Source organism: Kitasatospora griseola (genome assembly GCF_044999035.1).
GTDB lineage: Bacteria > Actinomycetota > Actinomycetes > Streptomycetales > Streptomycetaceae > Kitasatospora > Kitasatospora griseola.
In genome coordinates this window covers 6,516,157-6,533,977 of record NZ_CP173360.1, presented here as the reverse complement: position 1 = coordinate 6,533,977, position 17,821 = coordinate 6,516,157, and the positions used below count along the sequence as shown (strand labels likewise).

Below are 17,821 nucleotides of genomic sequence, written 5' to 3'. Positions count from 1 at the left end.
CTCAGACCTCGACCCGGGCCTGCCCCGGGTCGAGGTACCGCACCTCCACCCCCGCACTGTGCGGCGCCAGCAGCTCGGCCAACTCTCCTGCGGCGCACGCCAACTGTCCCTCGTCCGGCTGCAGCGTCTCCAGCAGGAACAACGCTTCCACCGAATGCTCGGTGACCCGGGTACGGTGCGCGTCCCGATGGTTCCAGTGCCGAGTGAGAACGCCCGCCGCATCGCGGTAGATCACCTCACCCGCCTTCGGCCGCTCCACCACCTCCGGCTCCCCGAGCGGCGTGAACCCCTCACCGCCATCGGCGAACCCGATCACCACCTCCCCGTCCACCGCCGCCAGATCGAACGCCCCGGCAGGCAGCCCGTGCCGGACGGACACCGCGTTGTACGAGTCCACCGCCGAGTTGATCCGCGGCAGCACCCCCTGCTTCGCCAGCCGCCGCCCCAGCGCATCCACACTCGGCCGAACCCGCCGCGGATTGGCGCCGAAGGCCCGATACGCGGCGTGCCACACCCCGATCCGCGAATCACCCTCGTCCGCCGGCCGCCAGACGCCCTCGGCAAGTTCCCGCTCCAACCGCTCGATCACGGCAACGGTCCCGGGCCACGGCTCGGTCCCCCGAATGCCCCGGGCGGTGACGAGGGCAATCCGAGTGTCGGGAAAGGCCTCGGCGACAGCCGGGTGCAGGTACACAGACGTCATCCGGACGGTGCTCCGTTCAGAGAGATGCGGACAGAACGCGGACATCCGAACGCGATGCGCCACGCCCGATTCGGACAGGTGAGTGGAGTGCGGGGCGACGAGGACAGCCTGACGACCGCAGCAACATCTGGACCACAGCTCGGCAGTGCGACGCGGCCGCCCCCAGTACCTCCCGGGCCGAGCTGCGCTCAAGCAATGGAGGGCCACTCCGAACGCAGCCTCGGCCCCCACCCTCCGACTCGCGGCACGCCGGTCCCGGCCGCAGCCGGCCGGCTGAGCTCCGCACCGGAGCCCCGAAATCGCGCGCCCGTTCACACCAACGCCAGCAGGCCGACCGCGAGGGCGGCGGTGCCGAGGCCGGCGAGTTGGGTGCGGTGGATGCGTTCGGCGAGGACGGCGCGGGCGAGGAGGACGGTACCGGCCGGGTAGAGGGCGGTGATGACGGCCACGGCGGTGAGGTCGCCGGTGCGGGCGGCCAGGAGGAAGAGGACGCTGGCGGTCGAGTCGAGCACTCCGGCTGCTGCCGCCAAGCGGTACGCGGGGCGTTCGGGACCGAGCCGGCGGCGCCAGATCGCGGCGGCGGTCAGGGTGAGTGCGGAGGTGACGGTCCGTCCGACGATCAGTGGGGCGATGCCACTGCCGGTGGGGGCCTGGTGGAGGCAGACCAGCTGGACGGCGATCGCGGCGCCCGCCCCGAATGCGAGCAGCAACGCGGTCCGGGAGACCCGGGCCCGGCCGTCCGCCGTGCCCGCGCTGACCAGCACCACGGCCGCCAGGGCCAGGGGCAGGCCCAGCAGCCCGGCGGCGCCGAGGTGTTCACCCTGCAGCAGGCCGACGGCGACCGGGAGTACCGCCGACACCAGGGCGGTCACCGGGGACAGCACGTTCATCGGGCCGATCGCCAACGTGCGGTACAGCAGCGCGAAGGCCGCCGCCGAGGCCGCGCCGGAGGCCGCGCCCCAGCCGATCGCCGCCGCGTCGAACGTCGCGCCGAGCAACGGCCACATCGCCAGCTCGACCAGCAGGCTGGCGGGGGCGGCGATCAGCACGGTGCGCAGCACGTGCGCCCGGCGCGAGCCGAGGCCGCCGAGGAAGTCGGCGCAGCCGTAGGCGAGCGAACTGCCGAGGGCCAGCAGCAGAGCGATCATGGCATTTCCCAACCGTGGAGCGGAACACCGGAACGGTACATCAGACTGTACGAAGCAGACCAACACACTGATCGCTCGAACTGTTCCGCCCCGCCGCAGGCAACCAGAAAGCGCTTGCCGCACCCCGCGCCCGACTGCTCTGCTCACCCCTATGAACCCAACGAACCCGACGAACCCCGCCAACCCTGCGAACCCCGCCAACCCCACGGACATCAGGCTGCGCACCGCCCGGCTCACCCTGCGCCGCCTCTCCCCCGCCGACCTCCCGGCCGTCACCGCGCTGTGCGGCGACCCGCAGGTGATGCGACACCTGGAGGACGGCCGCCCGATGCCCCCGGCGCAGGTCGCCGACGAGGTGCTCCCGGCGCTGCTGCGCGAGTACGAGCGGCTGCCGGCCGGGCTCGGCTGCTGGGCGCTGACCACCGATGAGGAGCCGTTCCTCGGCTGGGCCGCGCTGCGTCCGGCGCACTCGGTGGGGTTGGAGACCGGTCCGGCCGGCGGGCTGGAGGTCGGGTACCGGCTGCTGCCCGCCGCCTGGGGGCGGGGGTACGCGAGTGAGGCGGCCGTCGCTCTGGTGGGTGCGGCGTTCGACGAATTGGGGGCGGAGCGGGTGGTGGGCACCACCATGGCGGTGAACTCCGCGTCCCGCCGGGTGCTGGAGCGGGCCGGACTGCGCCACGTCCGGACGTTCTTCGAGGACTGGCCGGACCCGATCCCGGGCAGCGAGCACGGCGACGTGGTGTACGAGCTGACCCGCGCCGAGTGGGCGGCCCGGGACGTCGGCTGACGGGCCGTCGAAACGTCAACTGCCCGTCAACTTCCGTCAACTTCCGTCAACTGTCCAGGAACGACAGGAACTTCGGCCAGGCATCCAGGTGCGCGGCCTCGTTCGCCGCGGCGTCGCCGCCCAGGTCGAGCGGGGCGCCGATGAGCGGGGTGGCGGTGCTCCCGGCGGGCAGGTACGGGAGGCCGGCGACCGCGTGTCCGGCACCGGGGTAGAGCAGGGCCTGCCGGTTCGGCGCGGCGGCGGTGGGGGTGCCGATCTGCCGGGCCCAGCGCGGCGCGGGCCAGAGCCGGTCGTTCTCCCCGGCGACGGCCAGGATGGACGCGGGGATCCGGTCCAGCGCGATCGGCCCGGTCGGGACGGGCGCGCCGTTCTCGGTCCAGGCCGTCCCGTCCGGCAGGCCGCCGTTGATCTCGGCGGACGGCGCGAACACCACCACCCGCCGCACCAGATCGGGAAGTTGGGCGGCGACCAGCAGGGCGAGCTCGCTGCCGCGCGAGTTTCCGTCGATGGCGATGCCGGTGGCGCCCGTCCGCTCGGCGAGCAGCCGGGCCGCACCGACCGTGTACTCGACGGGGACGTTCTGCAGGGTGGGCGACAGTCCGGACAGCCCGAAGTAGGCGATGGACAGCGCGGGGTGACCGTGCGAGGCGAGCAGCGCGGCGGCGTCGACGCCCGAGTTGCCGCCCTCGGAGCCGCCGAACAGCAGGACCGGGGTCTTGGCGGGCGTCCCGGCGGGCGGCAGGAAGAGGGTGCCGCGCACGTGGTCGGTGTCGAGGTTCAGCTCGGCGTGGGTGACGCCGTCGACCGTCCACCGGCGGGTCACGGTGTGCTCGGCGGCGGCCAGGCCGTCGGCGGTGGCGGTGATCCGGACCGGGAAGTCGGGGGCGGTGACGGGCGACGGGGGGCTGAACACCGTGTTGACGCTGCCGTTGGTCGGGAGCATCGACCAGAACAGGCCCATCCCGTCGGCCTGGCGGTAGGAGCCGCTGATCGGCGCGTCCCGGTCGAGGCTGACCGTGCCGTTGTGGTCCGCGCGGTAGACACCCGTGGACTTCCAGCCGATGCCGAGGAGGTCCTCGGCCTCGGCCGTGACGGTCACCTCCTGGCCCTGCCGCAGACCGGCCAGCACCAGGTGCACGGGCCGGTCGACCAGCGTGTCCTTCTCGTCGGCGGTGATCACCAGGTGGTGCCGACCCGATCCCGACGTGCAGCCGGCCGAGCCGGTGAGCAGCAGCGCGGCCAAGGCGGCGGAGCCCAGCGCGCGGCGGGTTGTCCAGACCATTCCATCCCCCTGTGTCGCGGAGCATTCTGCCCCCGGCGGGAGCCGCGATCAACCGCGCCGGTCCCGAACTTCCGCTCCGGGCGCGGAGGTTGGACGCCCGAACGATCCTGCGCAATTCGCCGCCCGAAACGCATGGAAATATTCACATATGCCCGGTTGCGAACTCCGCGACACCTGGAGCCCCTATCATGCGGCCACGCCGGACCGAGCCCCCGAGCCGCCGCCGGACCACCCCACGAGCGAACAGGACTGACGCCATGCTGAACCATCGAGCGATATCCGCGGGGGTAGTCCGGTGATCGACTGGTTCCACGGGGCCGTGCTCGGCCTGGTACAGGGCCTGACCGAGTTCCTGCCGGTCTCCTCCAGCGCGCACCTGCGGGTGTTCTCCGCCCTCGCCGGCTGGGACGACCCGGGCGCGGCGTTCACGGCGGTGACGCAGCTGGGCACCGAGTCCGCGGTGCTGATCTACTTCCGCCGCGACATCGGCGCGATCATCAAGGCCTGGACGCTGTCGCTGTTCAAGGCGGAGTGGCGGAGCGACCGGAACGCGAAGCTCGGCTGGTACGTGATCGTCGGCACGCTGCCGATCGGCATCATCGGCAAGCTGTTCCAGGACACCATCGAGACCACCCTGCGCGATCTGCGCCTGATCGGCACCACGCTGATCGTGTTCGGCCTGATCCTCGCCGTCGCCGACCGCTCGCGCGCCGTCCGCAATGCCCGCCCGATCAGCTCGCTGACCTTCCCGCACGCCCTGATCTACGGCGCGGCCCAGTCGCTGGCGCTGATCCCGGGCGTCTCCCGCTCCGGCGGCACCATCAGCGCCGGCCTGTTCCTCGGCTACAGCCGCGAAGCGGCCGCCCGCTACTCGTTCCTGCTGGCCATCCCGGCGGTGCTCGCCTCCGGCGCCCTCGAACTCTTCAAGATCGGCGAGGGCCCGGCCCCGGCCTGGGGTCCGACCGTCCTGGCCACCTTGATCGCCTTCGCGGTCGGCTACGCGGCCATCGCCTGGTTCCTGAAGTACATCTCGAACAACAGCTTCATGCCGTTCGTGATCTACCGCGTCCTGCTCGGCGCCACCATCATCGGCCTGGTCACCGCCGGCGTCCTCGCCCCGGACGCGGGCGCGGTGCACTGACCGCTGCCACCCTGGAAAGGGCGGGCCCCGGAACCTCCGGACGGCCCGCCCTTCTTCGTGCCGCCCGCGCCCTGCTTCACGCCCCCGGAGCCGTTCCGACACGACACGCCGACCCCACCGGCATCGATTGTGAATCGATCAAATGTGCGATTAGATGCCATGCCATGACACTCGCTTGGAAACTGGTCGTGGACAGCGCCAACGCCTCCACCATCGCCGAGTTCTGGGCCGCCGCCCTCGAGTACGAGGTCGAGGACCCCACCGCGCTGATCGACTCGCTGCTCGCCGCCGGCCGCCTCCCCGCCGCCGCCGTTCTCGAACACCCGGACGGGCGCAAGGAGTTCCGCGGGTACGCGGCCGTCCGCCACCCCGAGGACCCCTACGACCCGCTGAGCGGCATCGGCAAGGGCCGTCGCATCCTGTTCCAGGACGTGCCCGAGCCCAAGGCCGGCAAGAACCGGCTGCACCTCGACATCCACTCCGACGGCCGGCTCGACGCCACCGTGGACCGGCTGGAGTCCCTCGGCGCCACCCGTGTCAAGGAGCACGACCAGGGTCCGATCGGCCACTGGTGGGTGATGCTCGACCCGGAGGGCAACGAGTTCTGCGTCGCCTGACCGGCCGTCACACCATCAGTGGGCGGACCGCCAAGGCGGGCCGAGGGTGCGTCACAGCTCGGGCGCGCCGTCGGCGAGGTGGTCGCCGAGCGGGGTGCGGTGGTAGAGGACGCGGCGGCCGAGCCGGGTGCGGTCGACCAGGCCGGTGTCGCGCAGGACGGCCAGGTGGCCGCCGACCGTGCCCACCGACTGGCCCATCAGGGCGGCGAGTTCGCTGGTGGTGGCGGGGACGTCGAGATGGCGGAGGATCACCGCGCGACCCGCGCCGACCAGCCGGGCGAGGGCCCGGTCGCCGCCGGACGCGGGGCTTGCGACGCCCGTCCCGCGGGCCGGGTAGACCAGTGCGTGCGGCCGGCCGGGCGCGTGGCACAGCCAGGAGCTGCGGCGGGCGCTGATCGGGACGAACAGCATTCCGTCCGCGCCGACCATCCGGTCCGGGCCGGGCTGGTCGCTGAACCGGATGGCGTCCGCGCCGACCCACGCGCTGCGGCGGTTCATCAGGTGCAGGGCCCGCGGCCAGCCGTGCGCGGCCAACAGCCCGGCCCGGTGGGTGACGTCGCGCTGCAGGACGGCCCGGCGGGCCGGCCAGTCGGCGGCGACGTGGGTGTCCCAGACCTCGCGGAACAGCTCGGCGGCCCGCGCCCCGTGGTCACGTCCGGTGAACCAGTCCAGTTGCCGCCGGTCCTCCCAGCTGTGCGCCACCGACAGCCGCAGACTCTCCCGCACCGCCTCGTCCGGCACCCGCGCCACCTCGGCGAGTTCGGACTCCAGGGTGGTCTCCATCCCCCCGCCCGGCGGCACCACCAGATGGTCCGGCAGGTACTTGGTGGCCGAGATCAGTCCGACCAGCCCCCGCGCGTACGGGTCCGTCCGCAGCCGGTCGAGGAACGCCACCCGGTGCCGGGCGTGCCACTGCGGATGCCACGAATCGGCTGCGGGCCGGGCGAGTTGGACGATCGTCGCGAGCGTCTCGGCGAACGGCGACAGGGCGAACCGGGAGCGCGACAGCGCCAGCGAGTCCAGTCTCAGCATCACCACGACGAAGTCCGCCCCTCCTCCAGGTTTCGGTGAACGGCGAAACGATAGAGCCCCGGCGGCGCACCCTCGCACACTCTGCGGATGCTTCCACCACTCCTTCACCACTCCGGTTTCCGCCGGTTCTTCACCGGCCGCGCGATCTCGCTGTTCGGCAGCGCGATGGCGCCGGTGGCGCTGGCGTTCGCGGTGCTCGACGGCTCCGGCCGGGCCGCCGACCTGGGCGTCGTGCTCGCCCTGCGGACGCTCCCCATGCTGGCGTTCCTGCTGCTGGGCGGCGCGATCGCCGACCGCCTGCCGCGCCGCACCGTCCTGCTCACCACCCACCTCGGGGCCGGCCTCACCCAGGGCGCGGTCGCGGCCCTGCTGCTGACCGGCCACTACGCACTCGGCCCGATCGCCGCCCTGGAGTTCCTCAACGGCCTGCTCACGGCCTTCACCTCGCCCGCCCTGGTCGGCGTCCTGCCCGAGCTCGTCCCCCGCGAGCAACTGCGCCCCGCCAACGCCCTGTTGGGCATCGCCGCGAACGGCAGCAAGGTGTTCGGCCCGGCCCTGGCCGGACTGCTGGTGGCGAGCGCGGGCGCCGGTTGGGCGGTGGCCGTCGACGCGCTCAGCTACCTGCCGGCGGCACTCTGCCTGGCCCGGCTGCCCGCCGGCCGGATCCGCAGCCAACGCGCCGCCCTGCTACCGGAGTTGCGCGAAGGCTGGACGGCGTTCCGGCGCACCCGGTGGATCTGGTGGACGACCTGGTCGTACTGCGCGACCAACCTGCTGCTCACCGGGCCCTGGCAGATCCTCGGCCCCCAGCTCTCCGGCCCCGCCCTCTGGGGCACCCTGCTCGGCGCCCGGGGCGCCGGCCTGCTGCTGGCCGGCGCCGTGCTCTACCGGCTGGCCCTGCCCCGCCTGCTCGCCGCCGGTCAACTCGCGGGCCTGGCACTCCCGTTGCCCCTGCTCGCCCTCGGCCTGCACGCCACCGTCCCGTGGCTGGTCGCCGCCGCCCTCGTCGCCGGCCTCGGCAGTGCGCTCGCCTCCACCGCCTGGGACACCTCGCTCCAGGAACACCTGCCGGCCGACGTGCTCTCCCGGGTCGCCTCCCACGCCGACGTCTTCTCCTACCTCGCCATCCCCCTGGGCCAGTTGGCCTGCGGCCCGCTCGCCGCCCACTACGGCCCGCACACCGTCGCCGCCACCACCGCCCTCGCCCAGGCCGCCCTGACGCTGCTCCCGCTCCTCGCCCCGTCCGTCCGCACCCTCCCGCACGGCCGACCGGCCGTGGCCTGACACCTCGCCGGCCGGAGCATCACGCATGCCGGACCAGCAGGCCGTGGCGGTAGCAGGCGGTCCGGGCGAGGAACGTGCGCAGGGCGGCGTACTCGGCGGCGAGGCGGTCGAGCGCGTGCGGGTCGTCGTCCCCGAGTGCGGCCGGGTCGAGGTCGGCGGCCAGGACGTCGAACGGGAGGTCGGCCAACCGGCGTTCGACAGCCGCGACCTGCTCGGGCGTGAGGAGGCGGGGCGGGCCGTAGCCCCGGCCCTCCGCGCCGGGGAGCGGCCGGTCGCCGTGGACGAGGTCGGCGGGAAGGTCGAAGCGGCCCAGCAGCACGGCCGGCTCGTCCCGGGCCGGCCCGGTCTCGTGGAGGCACCGCGCGGAGGGCGCGCGCAGCTCTTCCCGCTCCGCCTGCTCGTCCCTGAACTCCTCGACCCAGCCCGGCTTTTCGACGGCGCGGGCGAGGTCGGCGGCGGAGAGCCGGAGCTGACTGCCGAGGGTGCTCATGCGCGGCATCCTGGCAGCCGTCTGCGACAGCAGCGGCTGGGACGGCCTAGCGGGGGGAGCGGCCGGAGCGCCCTGAGCGGCGGCGCACCAGCAGGGCGACCAGCGTGCCGATCACTGCGACGGCGATCAGGCCGCCGAGGACGATCGTCGTGGTGCTCTCGCCGTTGTCGTCGTCGGCCTTCTCGGTGCTGCCGGACGGCGTGGGCGACGGCGGGGCGCTGGCGGTGAGGGTGGCGGAGACCGAGGCGGCGGGGGCCGGGGCCGAGGGCGCCGCGGCGGCAGGCAGCGCGGTGGCGCCGGCCGCGGCCGGGCGCAGCGCGAGGACGGGCGCGGGGTGTTCCGGCTTGGCGTCGCCCTGCGGGGTCTCGATCCACCGGTCGGTGCGACCGTCGGAGTAGTCGACCAGGGTCTTGAACACCACCGAAGTGGTGGACGGAAGTTGACGGACCTTCACGCTGTACTCGGCGGCCGCGCCGGGCGCGAGGGCCGGGCCGGCGACCGTCCAGCCGTCGGCGGTGGGGGTGAAGGCCCAGCCGTCGGGGGTCTTGTCGGGCGTGACGTCGGCGGGGGCGAGCCCGGCGGGCAGCGTGACCTTGACGTCCGTGATGCCCGCCGTGGAGGACTCGCCCTCGGCGGAGAAGGTGACAGTGGCATCGACGGCGAGCGCCTGCGCGGTCGAGGAGTTGACCTCGACGTGCGCGGCGGCGGGGCCGGCCGCCCCGAGGACCACCCCCAGGCTGAGGAGGGCGGTCAGGGCGTGGCGAGGCGCTCGCGGTCGCTGCATGGGCGTGACTCTACCGGTCGCGGGCCGTCAAGCGGCCCCGAACGGCGGCGTGGACCTCGGCTTCTTCGGCCGGGTCGGCGGCCAGTCGGCGCAGGCGTTCGAGAACGCGGGCGTCGCCCGTGGTGATGACATGGGTGGCGGCGAGCTCCCGGGTGGACTCCTCGCAGTCCCACAGGCACTCGACCGCGGGCCCCTCCCCGAAGTACGGGTCGGTGACGGCCAGGGCCTGAGCGGCCCGGCCGCGCAGTTCCGAGGAGACCGCTTCGCCGTAGACGTGCCGCAGGGCGGGCACCGCGGCGTGGGCGCGCAGTCGGCCGATGCCGTCGACGAGGCTGCCGAGGCCGGTGCCGGTGACGCCGTTCAGGGAGATCCATTGATGGAGTGCGGCGACCACCAGCGGGGCGTCGCAGGCTTCGCCCGCGTCGGCGAGGAGGCGGACGGCGGCTTGGCCGAGGGCGCTGTCGGCACTGCCGGTCGCCGGGTCGGCCCAGCGGCGGGCGTGCGTGAGCGCCTCGGGACCTCGCATCCGGCCGAGCAGTTCCAGCGCGGTGGCGACGATCCGGTGGTCCAGGTCGGCGGCGGCGGCCTCGATGTGCTCGGCGGCGGCCGGGTCGCGCTGCTCGACCAGGTACCGCAGCGCGGTGCAGCGGGCGCCGGCCGGGCCGCCGGCGGCGGCCTCGTGCAGCAGCGGCGCGTCCTCGGGTCGGACCACGGCGGTCAGGCAGCGGGCGGCCGCGGCGGCGCGCCTGGCGAGCGCGCCGGGCTCGCGGCCCTCGCCCTGATCGGCCCAGGCGAGCACGTCGGCCGTGGACCAACCGGGCGTGACGCCTTGGCGGTTGAGCTGTCGCTGCCACAGGTCGAACGGCGACTGCTCGCTCGCGGTGGCGACCCGTGGGTGGTGGACGGCCCACAGCCGCCACACCCGCGGCTCGTACGCGGCGCGGATGGCTTCGCGCAGTTCGGCGTCGCCCTCCGGGTCGGCCGGGAAGCGGCGCAGGACGGCCGGGGCGAGGGCGAGCAGGGCCTCGTCGGAGTCGCGCAGGGCGAGCTCGTCGAGGGCCCAGGCCCAGTTGGTCCCGGTGGTGGTGTAGGCGCGCAGCAGGTCGAGGGCGTCGCGGCGGCCGTAGCCGGCGAGGTGGCCGAGTACGGCCAGGGCGAGGCCGGTGCGGGCCTCGTCGGTGTCGGTGGCGTCCTCGGGGGAGGTGAGGTGGAGTTCGAGGCCGGTGAGGGGGGCCTCCAACTCCATGTAGAGCCGGGCGTAGTACAGGGAGCGGTTCTCGACCTGCCAGTCGGCGCGAGGGTCGTTGGTCACGCAGCTCTCGACGGCGGCGATCGCCTCGTCGCGGTCTGCGGCCAACGCATGCAGCTGCCCGTCTCCGCGGCCTCTCTGGAGGAGGCCGAGGAGGCTGGCGCTGGGCGCTATCACTGGCTCGAACATGAGGTCAGCATCCGTTGCGGCGGTCGTCAAGGCAACGGGATTTCCGTCGCCGGGGTCGGTTGGCACAGCTCAGGCGCCCGGGCGCCGGAATCACCGAAGGTTACCGCCTGGGGGGCCGATCCGCACACAGGGCAACGGATTTCCGCAGGTACGGGCCCGCGGGGAGCGGCTCCGCCCGCGCGGAACCGGATCCGTCCGTACCGGATCGACCGGTTCCGGACGCTCGACCCGGCGCCGCACGGGCCCGCCGCCGGGAGCGGCCCGGCGTGGCTCAGATCGGCCGGGGCTCGCGGGGCGCGGGCAGTGCGGCGCGGATCCGTTCGCGAAGCTCGGCGACGGCCGGGCGGTCCTGGTGGCGGGCGGAGAGCCGGTCCATCGCGCGCAGCCGGTCCCAGGTGCGCCTGGAGGAGGTCTGGTCGATCCCGTCGAGGACCCGGTCGGCCTGCGCCACGGCCGCGTCCGGCTCGTCGGCGATCCAGTGCACGGAGGCGAGGGTGATCCGGTCGAGCAGGGCGGAGCGTTCCCGGCCGCTCTTCTGCCGCAGCCGAATGGCCTGCCGGGCGTGGTGAACGGCCAACGGGACGGCGGCGGCGTCGTGTTCGGCGAGGGTGCGGTGGACCAAGGCCTGCATGCCGTGCAGTTCGGCCTCGTCGAACAGCTGCATCCAGCTGGGAGTGGGCCCGTCGGCGTCCTGGACGAACAGGTGCTCGGCCTCGCCCAGGGCCCGGTGGGTGGCGTCGGAGCGGCCGAGCGAGGCCTGCGCCCAGGCTTCGACGGTGCACAGCATGGCGCGGGTGCGGGGCAGTGCGCCGTCGGCGGGGCGGGTGCCGGCCCGGGCCAGCTGCATGAGTTCGAGGGCGTCGTCGGCGCGGCCCAGGTGGAGCATCTGGCGGGCGGCGCGGGAGACCGCCTCGGCGGCCCGGGGGCGGTCGCCGGCCTCCCTGGCGGCCTGCGCGGCGATCACGAAGTAGCGCTGGGCGGTGGGTTCGAGGCCGACGTCGTGGGACATCCAGCCGGCCAGCACGGCGAGGTTGGCGGCGACCGTCCAGAGCCGGCGTTCCAGGGCGACGGGGTGGCGGTGCGCGAGCAGCCCGCCGACCTCGTTGAGTTGGCCGACCACGGCCTTGCGCTGGAGGCCGCCGCCGCGGGAGGCGTCCCAGGCCCGGAACACCTCGACCGAGCGTTCGAGGGCGGCGACCTCCTCGTTGCCGACCGGGCCGGGTTCGTTGACGTCGGCCACCACGCCCGTGGCCGGGAGGCGGCGGGGACCGGGGCGGGCGGCGGCGGTGGTGCCGCCGGTGAGCCAGTCGTGCAGGTTGTCGGCGATGACCGCGCCCGCTGCGAGGGCTGCGGAGGCGCCGACCAGTCCGCGTCTGTTCAGCATGAGGTCCATTCCCGTGAACTCGGCGAGGACCGCGGCCGTCCGATCCGGTGCCCCGGGCTCCGTCGGCGGCGCTGCCGTGTTGGCGGACCTGGCGGGTCGGTGCCGTTCGAGACCTAGGTCCTCGGTGGTGACGACACGGCCGAGCCGCTCGGTGAACACGGCCGCCAGCACCCTCGGCACCGGGTCGCGCGGGATCTCTCCCTGCTCGATCCAGCGCCGGACCCGGGAGGTGTCGGTGGACAGCTGCTGCTCGCCCAGTGCCGCACCCCGCCGGTTGACCAGCCGTGCCAATTCGCCCTTCGACCAGCCGGTCAGTGCGAAATGGTCGGCCAACCTGCTGTTCGGCCCCCTGCTCAAATGAGCCCCCAGGTTCATCGGCTGAGCCCGACCCTAATCGTTCTGTCACATGCCAAGCGACCATTCGCCAGGGTTCGCCAGGGTGCGCTATGTGGTGTGCCAGTGCCGATCGGGTGTCAGGTAGGAATGCGCCACCCCGACTTCGCGTCGGAACGGCCCCCGACCGGCCCGGATGTCGACCCGACGGCCCGTCAGGAGCCGTTCCCGATTGACTGGTTCAGGGGGTGGCGCGACCGGGTGGCGCGGGGGCTCCGGGCACGGCACGGACGGTCGGATCGGACGCATTTCCCCAGGGTGCGGACGGTTCGGCGGGCCTGCTCCGCGCCCGGTGCCCGCGCCCCGCCCGACGGCCCGGTCCCAGCCCGCCCGGGCCTCGTGAAGCTTTGCCGCCGGTCAAGGAAGGACCCTCACCCGCCCATGTACTCCACAGCCAGTACCGGTACTCGCCCGACCGCCCCGATCGGGGTGGACGGCGCGGTCGCGCGCCCTCAACGCTCCGGTCTGCGCCCCCCGACCGCAGGCGCGGGCCGTCCCGCGCAGCGCGCCGTGGAGCTGCGCGACCCGCGCGGGCGCACCACCCTGGTGACCCGCCCGATGCCGGAGCAGGCGGGCCGGTTCGGCCGTCCGGTGCCCGGGCGGGGCGCGGAGGCGTTCGTGGACCGGGTGGATCCGGCCGCGCTGCAGACCCCTGCGGTGCGTGCGGTGCTCGCCAACGTCGCGCGGATATGTCCGGCGTTCCTCCCCCGGCAGGTGCTGCGGGAGGGCAGTCGGCACGTCCTGGTCGCGGGCACCATCGGCCGGGCCCCGGTGGTGGCCAAGTGCCTGGCGCCGGCGGCGCTTCGCGGTCCGCAGGCGGCGCAGTTGGTGGACCGGTTCCACCACGAGGTGGCGGTGTACCGGGCGTTCGTGCGGCACCGTCCGCCGGTGCGGATGCCGCGGCTGGTGGCGGCGGACCACGACCGCTGCGTGCTGGTGCTGGAGCGGGTCCCGGGCCGTCCGGCGGCCCGCGAGCGGCACCCGGCGAACGCGCCGACCCCGGGCGAGGTGCGGGCGGTGCTCGGCGCGGTGCGCACGCTGAACCTGTGGCGCCCGCCGACGGACGTGTTCGACCAGCCGCTGGACTACCAGACGGAGATCGCCCGCTTCCACTCGCTGGGCCTGCTCACCGACCGGGACGCGGGCGACCTGCGCGCCCTGCTGCACGGCCTGGCCGCGGTGCCGCGGCAGCTGTGCCACGGCGACGCGCTGCTGGGCAACATGCTGCTGGCGCCGTCCGGCCCGGTGCTGCTCGACTGGGAGCAGGCCGGCTGGTACCTGCCGGGCTACGACCTGGCGGTGCTGTGGAGCGTGCTGTCGGGCGACACCGCGGCGCGTCGGCAGATCAGCCAACTCGCCCAGTCCGGCGGCACGCTGGCCCGGGACGCGTTCCTGGTCAACCTGACGCTGGTGCTGATGCGGGAGCTGCGCATCCACGACCTCCCGGGGGCGGGCGAGGAGCAGCGGATCATGATCCGTCGGCTGTACGACGACGCGTCGCTGGCCCGCCGCGCGGTCCGCGCGGCGGTCGGCACCCGCTGATCCGCCCGGCGGATCGTCAACTGCCCAGCAGGGCTCGGCCGAGGGCGTCCAGGACGGCGTCCTCGGCGGGCAGCTGGGTGCGCAGGCTGAGGGTGTCGCGCAGGTGGCGCTCCAGCGGGTGGCGGCGGTCGAGGCCGGCGCTGCCGGTGAGGGTGAGCGCCTGCTGGACGGTGTCGGCGGCAGTGCGGGCCGCCAACAGCTGGACGGTGGGGGCCCGTTCGGCGGCGGCCGGGTCGGCGTCGGTGCGGGCGGCGAGGCCGTGCACGAGTTCCTCGGCGCCGGTGAGCCGGGCGTCGAGTTCGCCGACCGGGCGGCAGTGCGCGGCGGTGCCGCGCAGGCGGCCGGCGGACCAGTCGAGGGCGGCCCGGGCGGTGCCCAGCAGGACGGCGGTGAGGGCGAGTTGACGCCAGGCGGCGGTCAGCGGGTGGGCCGCCGCCACCGGGGTGCGGGACAGCAGGGCGGCGTCGGTGCCGACCCGGGCGCCGTCCAGCAGGACGTCGTGTCCGGCGGCGGCGCGCAGGCCGAGCTGATCCGCGGCGGGGTCGATCTCCAGCCCGACGCTGTCGGCGCGGACCAGGAACAGCCCGGTACGGGGCTGCTGCTCCTCGGTGCGGGCTTCGACGGCGAGCCAGGCGAGGGCCTCGGCGCCGGCACAGTGCGCGGCGCGGCCGGTGAGCTGCCAGGCGTCGCCGTGCCAGTGGGCGGTGACGGCGGGCGGCCGGCCGGTTCCGGCCCGCAGGGTGCCGACCAGCGCGGGGCCGCGGCGGGATTCGGTGAGCAGCCGCCGGTAGAGCGCGGCCGGCCAGGGCGCGGTGCGGGCCTGTTCGGCGTGGTGCAGCAGGGTGTGGGCGGTGAGCAGCGCGACGGAGGCGTCGCCGCGGCCGAGCCGGCTCAACACCCGTACGGTGTCGGCGAGTCCGGCGCCGGGCCCGCCGTAGCGCTGGCCGACCGTCAGGGTGAGCAGTCCGGCTTCGTGGACGGTTTCGACGCCCTGGTACGGGAAGGTGCCGTCGCGGTCGTGTTCGGCGGCGCGGGCGGCGAGCAGGTCGACCACCCGGGGCAGCCGGTCGAGGGCCCGGTCGAGCGCGGTGGCCGACTCGTGGGGGTCCCGCTCGACGACGGGTGCGGTGACGGCGGGGCTGTGCGCGGGGGTGCGGGGCATGGCGGCGTTCCTCCGGGCTGGCGTGGTCGGTCGGGCGGTCCTGGACTCCGGGGTGGGTCAGGACGCCGGACAGGTCGCGCCGGCGGTGCGCCGGAGGTCCACGTGCAGGCGGCGGGTGAGCAGCAGTGGCCGGGGCATCGCGCCTAGTCCTGCTGGAACATCTCCGCCGGAAGCGGCTTCAGGAGTTGGTAGAGGTCGTCCGAAATCGGTCGGTCCCAGGAGGCGATGGTGACCTGGACGTCGTCGCTGCGCCCGAACTGGGAGCAGTACAGGCGCCCTTCGCTGACCTTGACCTTCCGGACGATCAGCAGGTCGTCGCCGAGCATGACCGGGAAGTCCTCGGCGGAGACGAATTCCACCGGCTCGTCGTTCTCCAGGGCGGCGAGCAGCTGGCGGACCTCGAAGGGCACGCCGTCCTCGCTGTCGCGGGCGGGCGACCCCTGCGGGACGTTGCCGATCAGCATGGCCGGGCCGCGGCCGCCGAGCAGGTCGTAGCGCAGGAAAATGCCTTGGCAGGAGCCGTCCGGAGCGGCCATGATCATGGCCCCGAACAGGCCGGGCCAGTCGCCCGGATCCATGGCCAGGACGTCGAAGTCCGGGCCGGCGGGCTGTCCGGAGCGACGGCGGAGAAATGACATGGGCCCATCGTACGTGCCCGGTGGGCCGGGGCCGGTGAGTGGGTCCGCGATCAGGCCGGGATCTACGCTCAGGGACCAATGTTGACTCTGAGCAACCGTCCGGGCTACGTTCGGTTCAGCACGACGGCCGCTCCGGGCGAGATCCACAGGGTGCGGCTTGTCGCAGCGTGCCCTGCGCGCGTTCCCTCACTGCGCACACGGCCGTGTGAACTCAGGTTGTGTGAACTCACAAGCACCATTTGCTGATTCAATGGGACTTCGCCCTTGCGGGAGCCTGCGGACGCCGCGGCGGTCGTGAGCGGCGAACGGCCCTGTCGAAGCGGCACACAAAGCCATATGGAACACCGAGCCAGGTCCGCGGGGCCCTTCTGCCGTCGCGTTCGCGGACCTTGCCCGGATCACCGCCGCGTGGGGGCGTGCGGAATCCGGGTCTCGGCCTGTTCGGGGAGTAGCTCTTCCCGGTCGGGCCCGCTCCCGTCGCGACGGCAGCCGCACTCTGTGCGGTCAAGGGTGGGAGGGCCCGTCATCGGCGCCGGTGACGGGCAGCACAAGCGGGCGCCGTGCCAGACCGCGTGGGGGCGGTCGGCACGGCGTCTGCCTGCTCTTACTCTCTGGCAGGCTTGTCGGACAGTCAACAAGTTTCGGCCCATCAGAACTCTTTTGTAACCTGGGAGTATGCCCGCTCGTCACCTTTGCGAGCGGTTTCGACGGGTGCGGATCAGGGCAGTCCGGGCGTACCGGTCACCTGCGAAACGACCGAAATCCGCCCGCGTCCGGCCGAATTCGACACCGGGGGCCGCATTCCTGCCGAGTTCGGCCCCGGGGCGCCGCTTTCAGGCCTCCGGCCGCCGGTTCGGGTCGAACTCGCCGTCCCGCGCGCCGAGCACGAAGGCCCGCCATTCGGCGGGGGTGAAGATCAGCGCCGGCCCGTCCGGCTCCGCGCCGTTGCGCATCGCGATGTATCCGTCGACGAAGGCGATCTGCACGCCGTTCGGGTCGTCGCCCGCGGACCGCCATTCGGCTCCGCTCACGTCCAGCTCGATCTTGCGCCGGTCCGCCGCCTGTGCCGCCATGGTGCTGCTCCCTCCGCTGCCCGTCATCCGCGTCGGCCGTGTCGTCCGCGTCGAGCATCTGTGTCGAGCGGCCAGCCTAGCCAGCACGGGCGCCCGGCCTCACGGACAGCGCCAGGTCTGCCCCGCGGGTGGTGGAGATGGTCCGATCCGGCCGTGTCCGGCCGACACCTGTGCTAAAGGCGGGCTGCCGAGGTCCGTTCGAGGTAGGGATGGGTGACGAGCAGTCAGCCACGCACCGGGGAGCAGCCGATGGACCAGCGGGACGGCAGCCGCGCCGACGTCATCCCGATCACCACCGCGCCGTCCGCCCCGCCGGTGGGCGCCGCCACCGGCACGCTGACCGCCCCGACGCCCACGGTGCCCCGGCCGTCGCGGCCCGCCGGGCACGGCCGGGTGGGGGTGGTGCTGGTCTCGCACAGCCACGAGGTGGCGGACGCGGTGCGGGCGCTGGCCCTGGCGGTGGCGGAGTCGGACGACCCGGCGCCGGTGGTGGCGACCGGCGGCTCGATCGCGGACGGCCTGGGCACCAGCGCGGTGCTGGTGGCGACGGCGGCCCGCCGGGTCGACCAGGGCCACGGGGTGGTGGTGCTGTGCGACCTGGAGGGCGCGGTGGAGACGGTGCTGGCGCTGCTGACCGACGCCGACGAGCACGGCCTGCCGTTCCCGGTGCGGTTCGCGGACGCGCCGTTCGTGGAGGGCTCGGTGGCGGCGGTGGCGACCGCGACGGCCGGCGGCGACCTGGCGGCGGTGCTGGACGCGGCGGAGGAGACCGGGCGTCGGACGAAGCGCTGAGGGGCGCCTCCACCGGTCGTCGTGCGGGATGTGGCCGATGGGACGGTTTGGGTGCGACTGAGCGGTTTTCGGCCCGGTGGGCGAGGGTGCGCCGCTAGAGTCGGGCGCATCGGCCCGGTGGGGGGATCCCC

The 17,821-nt window shown here is 74.2% G+C and carries 18 protein-coding genes; 6 read left to right on the top strand and 12 right to left on the bottom strand.

What is annotated here, in order from left to right; genetic code table 11:
- Position 1: 1 nt before the first annotated feature.
- Together ACI1MP_RS29660 and ACI1MP_RS29655 are read right to left on the bottom strand one after the other, a co-directional pair.
- On the bottom strand, positions 2-703 hold the full coding sequence (locus tag ACI1MP_RS29660; RefSeq protein ID WP_404870851.1) for a B3/4 domain-containing protein: 702 nt from the start codon (positions 701-703) through the stop codon (positions 2-4).
- A 311-nt stretch (positions 704-1,014) separates the two neighbouring features.
- Positions 1,015-1,851 carry an EamA family transporter gene (locus ACI1MP_RS29655; protein ID WP_404869873.1) on the bottom strand — a complete coding sequence of 279 codons (837 nt, stop codon included), beginning with the start codon at positions 1,849-1,851 and terminating at the stop codon, positions 1,015-1,017.
- Positions 1,852-2,002: 151 nt separating this feature from the next.
- Between ACI1MP_RS29655 and ACI1MP_RS29650 the strand changes: the two genes are divergently transcribed.
- Complete coding sequence (locus ACI1MP_RS29650) at positions 2,003-2,638, top strand: GNAT family N-acetyltransferase (RefSeq protein WP_404869872.1); 636 nt, start codon at positions 2,003-2,005, stop codon at positions 2,636-2,638.
- Between the two features lie 46 nt (positions 2,639-2,684).
- On the opposite strand, the gene ACI1MP_RS29645 is transcribed toward ACI1MP_RS29650, so the two are convergent.
- Positions 2,685-3,920, bottom strand: a complete 1,236-nt coding sequence (locus ACI1MP_RS29645) for an acyl-CoA thioesterase/bile acid-CoA:amino acid N-acyltransferase family protein (RefSeq protein ID WP_404869871.1) — start codon at positions 3,918-3,920, stop codon at positions 2,685-2,687.
- A 298-nt stretch (positions 3,921-4,218) separates the two neighbouring features.
- On the opposite strand from ACI1MP_RS29645, the gene ACI1MP_RS29640 reads away from it, so the two are divergent.
- Complete coding sequence (locus ACI1MP_RS29640) at positions 4,219-5,061, top strand: undecaprenyl-diphosphate phosphatase (protein WP_404870850.1); 843 nt, start codon at positions 4,219-4,221, stop codon at positions 5,059-5,061.
- A gap of 164 nt (positions 5,062-5,225) precedes the next feature.
- A complete protein-coding gene (locus ACI1MP_RS29635; RefSeq protein ID WP_380341347.1) occupies positions 5,226-5,678 on the top strand; it encodes a VOC family protein in 453 nt (150 codons plus the stop codon).
- Positions 5,679-5,729: 51 nt separating this feature from the next.
- On the opposite strand, the gene ACI1MP_RS29630 is transcribed toward ACI1MP_RS29635, so the two are convergent.
- Positions 5,730-6,710 carry an ArsR/SmtB family transcription factor gene (locus ACI1MP_RS29630; RefSeq protein WP_404870849.1) on the bottom strand — a complete coding sequence of 327 codons (981 nt, stop codon included), beginning with the start codon at positions 6,708-6,710 and terminating at the stop codon, positions 5,730-5,732.
- Between the two features lie 87 nt (positions 6,711-6,797).
- Here ACI1MP_RS29630 and ACI1MP_RS29625 point away from each other — a divergent pair, with 87 nt between their 5' ends.
- Positions 6,798-7,994, top strand: coding sequence for an MFS transporter (locus tag ACI1MP_RS29625; RefSeq protein WP_380341350.1), 1,197 nt, complete (start codon positions 6,798-6,800; stop codon positions 7,992-7,994).
- Between the two features lie 19 nt (positions 7,995-8,013).
- Here ACI1MP_RS29625 and ACI1MP_RS29620 read toward each other — a convergent pair whose 3' ends face one another.
- The 4 genes from ACI1MP_RS29620 to ACI1MP_RS29605 form a co-directional block, all read right to left on the bottom strand.
- The gene (locus ACI1MP_RS29620; protein ID WP_404869870.1) at positions 8,014-8,484 is read right to left on the bottom strand and encodes a DUF1877 family protein; all 471 of its coding nucleotides are present in this window, start codon (positions 8,482-8,484) and stop codon (positions 8,014-8,016) included.
- Between the two features lie 46 nt (positions 8,485-8,530).
- A complete protein-coding gene (locus ACI1MP_RS29615; protein ID WP_404869869.1) occupies positions 8,531-9,268 on the bottom strand; it encodes a DUF1775 domain-containing protein in 738 nt (245 codons plus the stop codon).
- 10 nt (positions 9,269-9,278) lie between these two features.
- Positions 9,279-10,706, bottom strand: a complete 1,428-nt coding sequence (locus ACI1MP_RS29610; RefSeq protein ID WP_100589318.1) for a hypothetical protein — start codon at positions 10,704-10,706, stop codon at positions 9,279-9,281.
- A 271-nt stretch (positions 10,707-10,977) separates the two neighbouring features.
- Entirely contained in the window at positions 10,978-12,447 is a 1,470-nt protein-coding gene (locus ACI1MP_RS29605; protein ID WP_404869868.1) for a hypothetical protein, read from the bottom strand.
- A 417-nt stretch (positions 12,448-12,864) separates the two neighbouring features.
- Here ACI1MP_RS29605 and ACI1MP_RS29600 point away from each other — a divergent pair, with 417 nt between their 5' ends.
- Positions 12,865-14,025: an aminoglycoside phosphotransferase family protein gene (locus tag ACI1MP_RS29600; RefSeq protein WP_232734278.1), complete on the top strand. Its 1,161-nt coding sequence runs from the start codon at positions 12,865-12,867 to the stop codon at positions 14,023-14,025.
- A gap of 16 nt (positions 14,026-14,041) precedes the next feature.
- Here ACI1MP_RS29600 and ACI1MP_RS29595 read toward each other — a convergent pair whose 3' ends face one another.
- The 4 genes from ACI1MP_RS29595 to ACI1MP_RS29580 all read right to left on the bottom strand — a co-directional run bounded on the left by ACI1MP_RS29595 (position 14,042) and on the right by ACI1MP_RS29580 (position 16,898).
- A complete protein-coding gene (locus ACI1MP_RS29595; protein WP_404869867.1) occupies positions 14,042-15,187 on the bottom strand; it encodes an acyl-CoA dehydrogenase family protein in 1,146 nt (381 codons plus the stop codon).
- Positions 15,188-15,244: 57 nt separating this feature from the next.
- On the bottom strand, positions 15,245-15,325 hold the full coding sequence (locus ACI1MP_RS29590; RefSeq protein WP_363478054.1) for a putative leader peptide: 81 nt from the start codon (positions 15,323-15,325) through the stop codon (positions 15,245-15,247).
- Between the two features lie 5 nt (positions 15,326-15,330).
- Complete coding sequence (locus ACI1MP_RS29585) at positions 15,331-15,825, bottom strand: hypothetical protein (RefSeq protein WP_043908989.1); 495 nt, start codon at positions 15,823-15,825, stop codon at positions 15,331-15,333.
- 833 nt (positions 15,826-16,658) lie between these two features.
- Positions 16,659-16,898 (bottom strand): DUF397 domain-containing protein, encoded by a 240-nt coding sequence (locus ACI1MP_RS29580; protein WP_388000683.1) that lies wholly within the window; start codon positions 16,896-16,898, stop codon positions 16,659-16,661.
- A gap of 213 nt (positions 16,899-17,111) precedes the next feature.
- Here ACI1MP_RS29580 and ACI1MP_RS29575 point away from each other — a divergent pair, with 213 nt between their 5' ends.
- A complete protein-coding gene (locus ACI1MP_RS29575) occupies positions 17,112-17,690 on the top strand; it encodes a PTS-dependent dihydroxyacetone kinase phosphotransferase subunit DhaM (RefSeq protein WP_369880737.1) in 579 nt (192 codons plus the stop codon).
- Positions 17,691-17,821: the final 131 nt, after the last annotated feature.